The sequence below is a fragment of the Eikenella glucosivorans genome (assembly GCF_016025525.2).
Lineage (GTDB): Bacteria > Pseudomonadota > Gammaproteobacteria > Burkholderiales > Neisseriaceae > Eikenella > Eikenella glucosivorans.
The window spans coordinates 1-5,661 of sequence record NZ_JACSGR010000012.1 but is presented as its reverse complement, the minus strand read 5'-3'; the positions used below and the strand labels follow the sequence as shown (position 1 = coordinate 5,661).

At 51.8% G+C, this 5,661-nt stretch carries 2 tRNA genes and 3 rRNA genes; all 5 read right to left on the bottom strand.

The features are described from left to right. Nucleotides 1-80: 80 nt before the first annotated feature. Nucleotides 81-193: ribosomal RNA gene (gene rrf / locus H9Q10_RS12005) — 5S ribosomal RNA — on the bottom strand. Nucleotides 194-360: 167 nt separating this feature from the next. Further along, nucleotides 361-3,246: ribosomal RNA gene (locus tag H9Q10_RS12000) — 23S ribosomal RNA — on the bottom strand. A 353-nt stretch (nucleotides 3,247-3,599) separates the two neighbouring features. Further along, a tRNA-Ala gene (locus H9Q10_RS11995) sits at nucleotides 3,600-3,675 on the bottom strand. A gap of 42 nt (nucleotides 3,676-3,717) precedes the next feature. After that, nucleotides 3,718-3,794: transfer RNA gene (locus tag H9Q10_RS11990), tRNA-Ile, on the bottom strand. Nucleotides 3,795-3,861: 67 nt separating this feature from the next. Then, nucleotides 3,862-5,402, bottom strand: a 16S ribosomal RNA gene (locus H9Q10_RS11985). Together the 16S, 23S and 5S rRNA genes with 2 tRNA genes alongside form the textbook arrangement of a ribosomal RNA operon. Nucleotides 5,403-5,661: the final 259 nt, after the last annotated feature.

Below are 5,661 nucleotides of genomic sequence, written 5' to 3'. Positions count from 1 at the left end.
CTTCCAATTATTTTCATCTTTACTTATTTTCATCAGGCAAAAGCATACCCCGGCTGTTTGGCCGGGGTATCGTATAAGGTGTTTGGCGGTGTCCTACTTTCGCACGGGAACCCGTACTATCATCGGCGCTGGTTCGTTTCACGGTCCTGTTCGGGATGGGAAGGCGTGGGACCAAACCGCTATGGCCGCCAAACTTAAACTGTACAAATCGTCAAGCCGCCAATATCTCTATCGGCCAATCAATCTTTCTCCAACCCAGCCCCTCTCAAGGGCCGGCCTTCGGTAATGTGTATCTCTTTCCAGTAAGCTTTATTCTCTCATCCTTCACGGTGTCTCACACCGCAAAGCACTTCAAATGATAGAGTCAAGCCTCACGAGCAATTAGTATGGGTTAGCTGCACGCGTTGCCGCGCTTCCACACCCCACCTATCAACGTCCTGGTCTAGAACGACTCTTTAGTGTGGTTATACCACAAGGGAAGTCTCATCTCCAGGCAGGTTTCGCGCTTAGATGCTTTCAGCGCTTATCCTTCCCGAACTTAGCTACCCGGCGATGCCACTGGCGTGACAACCGGTACACCAGAGGTTCGTCCACTCCGGTCCTCTCGTACTAGGAGCAGCCCCTGTCAAACTTCCAACGCCCACTGCAGATAGGGACCAAACTGTCTCACGACGTTTTAAACCCAGCTCACGTACCACTTTAAATGGCGAACAGCCATACCCTTGGGACCGACTACAGCCCCAGGATGTGATGAGCCGACATCGAGGTGCCAAACTCCGCCGTCGATATGAACTCTTGGGCGGAATCAGCCTGTTATCCCCGGAGTACCTTTTATCCGTTGAGCGATGGCCCTTCCATTCAGAACCACCGGATCACTATGTCCTGCTTTCGCACCTGCTCGACTTGTCGGTCTCGCAGTTAAGCTACCTTTTGCCATTGCACTATCAGTCCGATTTCCGACCGGACCTAGGTAACCTTCGAACTCCTCCGTTACTCTTTGGGAGGAGACCGCCCCAGTCAAACTGCCTACCATGCACGGTCCCCGATCCGGTTCACGGACCTGGGTTAGAACCTCAAAGTCACCAGGGTGGTATTTCAAGGACGGCTCCGCAGAAACTGGCGTCTCTGCTTCTAAGCCTCCCACCTATCCTACACAAGTGACTTCAAAGTCCAATGCAAAGCTACAGTAAAGGTTCACGGGGTCTTTCCGTCTAGCAGCGGGTAGATTGCATCTTCACAACCACTTCAACTTCGCTGAGTCTCAGGAGGAGACAGTGTGGCCATCGTTACGCCATTCGTGCGGGTCGGAACTTACCCGACAAGGAATTTCGCTACCTTAGGACCGTTATAGTTACGGCCGCCGTTTACTGGGGCTTCGATCCGATGCTCTCACATCTTCAATTAACCTTCCAGCACCGGGCAGGCGTCACACCCTATACGTCCACTTTCGTGTTTGCAGAGTGCTGTGTTTTTAATAAACAGTCGCAGCCACCGATTCTCTGCGACCCTCCAAAGCTTACGGAGCAAGTCCTTCACCTTAGAGGGCATACCTTCTCCCGAAGTTACGGTATCAATTTGCCGAGTTCCTTCTCCTGAGTTCTCTCAAGCGCCTTAGAATTCTCATCCTGCCCACCTGTGTCGGTTTGCGGTACGGTTCGATTTAAGCTGAAGCTTAGTGGCTTTTCCTGGAAGCGTGGTATCGGTCACTTCGCATCCGTAGATGCTCGTTATCGCTTCTCGGTGTCTCGAAGAACCGGATTTGCCTAGCTCTTCCACCTACCGGCTTGAACAAACTATTCCAACAGTTTGCTGACCTAACCTTCTCCGTCCCCACATCGCACTTAAATCAAGTACGGGAATATTAACCCGTTTCCCATCGACTACGCATCTCTGCCTCGCCTTAGGGGCCGACTCACCCTGCGCCGATGAACGTTGCGCAGAAAACCTTGGGCTTTCGGCGAGCGGGCTTTTCACCCGCTTTATCGCTACTCATGTCAACATTCGCACTTCTGATACCTCCAGCATGCCTTTCGACACGCCTTCTCAGGCCTACAGAACGCTCCCCTACCATGCACTAGGTGCATCCGCAGCTTCGGTTATAGATTTGAGCCCCGTTACATCTTCCGCGCAGGATGACTCGACCAGTGAGCTATTACGCTTTCTTTAAATGATGGCTGCTTCTAAGCCAACATCCTGGCTGTCTAAGCCTTCCCACTTCGTTTACCACTTAATCTATCATTTGGGACCTTAGCTGGCGGTCTGGGTTGTTTCCCTTTCGACAACGGACGTTAGCACCCGCTGTCTGTCTCCCATGCTCGCACTTTCCGGTATTCTGAGTTTGCCATGGGTTGGTAAGTCGCAATGACCCCCTAGCCATAACAGTGCTTTACCCCCGGAAGTGATACATGAGGCACTACCTAAATAGTTTTCGGGGAGAACCAGCTATCTCCGAGTTTGTTTAGCCTTTCACCCCTATCCACAGCTCATCCCCGCATTTTGCAACATGCGTGGGTTCGGTCCTCCAGTACCTGTTACGGCACCTTCAACCTGGCCATGGATAGATCACTCGGTTTCGGGTCTACGCCCAGCAACTTGTCGCCCTATTAAGACTCGGTTTCCCTACGCCTCCCCTATCCGGTTAAGCTCGCTACTGAACGTAAGTCGTTGACCCATTATACAAAAGGTACGCAGTCACCCTTTACAGAGCTCCCACTGTTTGTATGCATCAGGTTTCAGGTTCTATTTCACTCCCCTCCCGGGGTTCTTTTCGCCTTTCCCTCACGGTACTGGTTCACTATCGGTCGATGATGAGTATTTAGCCTTGGAGGATGGTCCCCCCTTCTTCAGACAGGATTTCTCGTGTCCCGCCCTACTTGTCGTATACCTAGTACCACTGCCGAGATTTCGAATACGGGGCTATCACCCACTATGGCGGAAGTTTCCATTTCCTTCTTCTATCTCAACAGCTATCGTATACAGGCTCCTCCGCGTTCGCTCGCCACTACTTGCGGAATCTCGGTTGATTTCTTTTCCTCCGGGTACTTAGATGGTTCAGTTCTCCGGGTTCGCTTCTCTTATCCTATGGATTCGGATAAGGATACCGTACAAAATACGGTGGGTTTCCCCATTCGGACATCACCGGATCATAGCTCTATTGCCAGCTCCCCGATGCTTTTCGCAGGCTTACACGTCCTTCGTCGCCTATCATCGCCAAGGCATCCACCTGATGCACTTATTCACTTGACTCTATCATTTGAAGTGCCTTTCTGACTTTGCCCTCTCTGCGTTGACGACAGTCGGGGCTTCAAGACCTCTACTCTGATAAAGCTTACTGCTTGTTGTGTCCGAATCCTGCCTTTTGTCTTCCAGGATTCGGTCGATACAATCATTACCCAAATTTCGTAGTTGGTCCGTTCGTTTAAACGGGCCAGAAGTGTCGTTGCCAACTCCTTCTCGCTAACCAATCTACTTCGTTTGTTTATTGATTTCGGCTTGCCAATTTGTTAAAGATCGATGCGTCGCTCTCGCTTCGCAAATCAAAACAGTCTGCTTCAGACTACTCTAGGTCTGACTGCTTTGATTTGGGAAGATTGAATCGGTGGTGGAGGCAAACGGGATCGAACCGATGACCCCCTGCTTGCAAAGCAGGTGCTCTACCAACTGAGCTATGCCCCCTGTCCCTCAATGGTTCATCGGGCTCGTCGCTCTTCTGTCTCGTGGTGGGTCTGGGAGGACTTGAACCTCCGACCCCACGCTTATCAAGCGTGTGCTCTAACCAGCTGAGCTACAAACCCAAGGTGCTTCTCTTGCATCTGTGTGATTACCGATAGGTGTGGGTGCTTCGCCCCTGCTTTTCTCTAGAAAGGAGGTGATCCAGCCGCAGGTTCCCCTACGGCTACCTTGTTACGACTTCACCCCAGTCATGAAGCATACCGTGGCAAGCGGACCCCTTGCGGTTATCCTACCTGCTTCTGGTATCCCCCACTCCCATGGTGTGACGGGCGGTGTGTACAAGACCCGGGAACGTATTCACCGCAGTATGCTGACCTGCGATTACTAGCGATTCCGACTTCATGCACTCGAGTTGCAGAGTGCAATCCGGACTACGATCGGTTTTCTGGGATTGGCTCCACCTCGCGGTTTGGCTACCCTCTGTACCGACCATTGTATGACGTGTGAAGCCCTGGTCATAAGGGCCATGAGGACTTGACGTCATCCCCACCTTCCTCCGGTTTGTCACCGGCAGTCTCATTAGAGTGCCCAACTAAATGATGGCAACTAATGACAAGGGTTGCGCTCGTTGCGGGACTTAACCCAACATCTCACGACACGAGCTGACGACAGCCATGCAGCACCTGTGTTACGGCTCCCGAAGGCACCCTTCCGTCTCTGGAAGGTTCCGTACATGTCAAGACCAGGTAAGGTTCTTCGCGTTGCATCGAATTAATCCACATCATCCACCGCTTGTGCGGGTCCCCGTCAATTCCTTTGAGTTTTAATCTTGCGACCGTACTCCCCAGGCGGTCGATTTCACGCGTTAGCTACGCTACTAAGCAGTCAAGCTGCCCAACAGCTAATCGACATCGTTTAGGGCGTGGACTACCAGGGTATCTAATCCTGTTTGCTACCCACGCTTTCGAGCATGAACGTCAGTATCATCCCAGGGGGCTGCCTTCGCCATCGGTATTCCTCCACATCTCTACGCATTTCACTGCTACACGTGGAATTCTACCCCCCTCTGACATACTCTAGCTATCCAGTTCAGAACGCAGTTCCCAGGTTAAGCCCGGGGATTTCACATCCTGCTTAAATAACCGTCTGCGCTCGCTTTACGCCCAGTAATTCCGATTAACGCTCGCACCCTACGTATTACCGCGGCTGCTGGCACGTAGTTAGCCGGTGCTTATTCTTTCGGTACCGTCAGCAAAGGGTGGTATTAGCACCCTCCTTTTCTTCCCGAACAAAAGTACTTTACAACCCGAAGGCCTTCTTCATACACGCGGCATGGCTGGATCAGGGTTGCCCCCATTGTCCAAAATTCCCCACTGCTGCCTCCCGTAGGAGTCTGGGCCGTGTCTCAGTCCCAGTGTGGCGGATCGTCCTCTCAGACCCGCTACTGATCGTCGCCTTGGTAGGCCTTTACCCCACCAACTAGCTAATCAGTTATCGGCCGCTCAAATAGCGCAAGGCCTTGCGGTCCCCTGCTTTCCCCCTTGGGGCGTATGCGGTATTAGCCAATCTTTCGATTAGTTATCCCCCACTACTCGGTACGTTCCGATATCTTACTCACCCGTTCGCCACTCGCCGGCAGAAGTGCAAGCACTTCCCCGCTGCCGTTCGACTTGCATGTGTAAAGCATGCCGCCAGCGTTCAATCTGAGCCAGGATCAAACTCTTATGTTCAATCTCTAACTTATTAACTTCTGGTCTGCTTCAAAGAAATCAACAGATCAATGTCTAAAACATCGTCTTGTCTCTTCTTGCAGTGCAGGTGCCTAAACACCCACACTTATCGGTAATCTCACTGTTAAAGAACTGTCTGCTCCCCATTAAACCGGCACCCATCTAAACAACCCAACCAAATAAGCTCAGGTTCAATTCAGCGCCCGGAAGCAGCGAAGACGCGAACTATACGCTACCCAAACTACAACTGTCAAATACT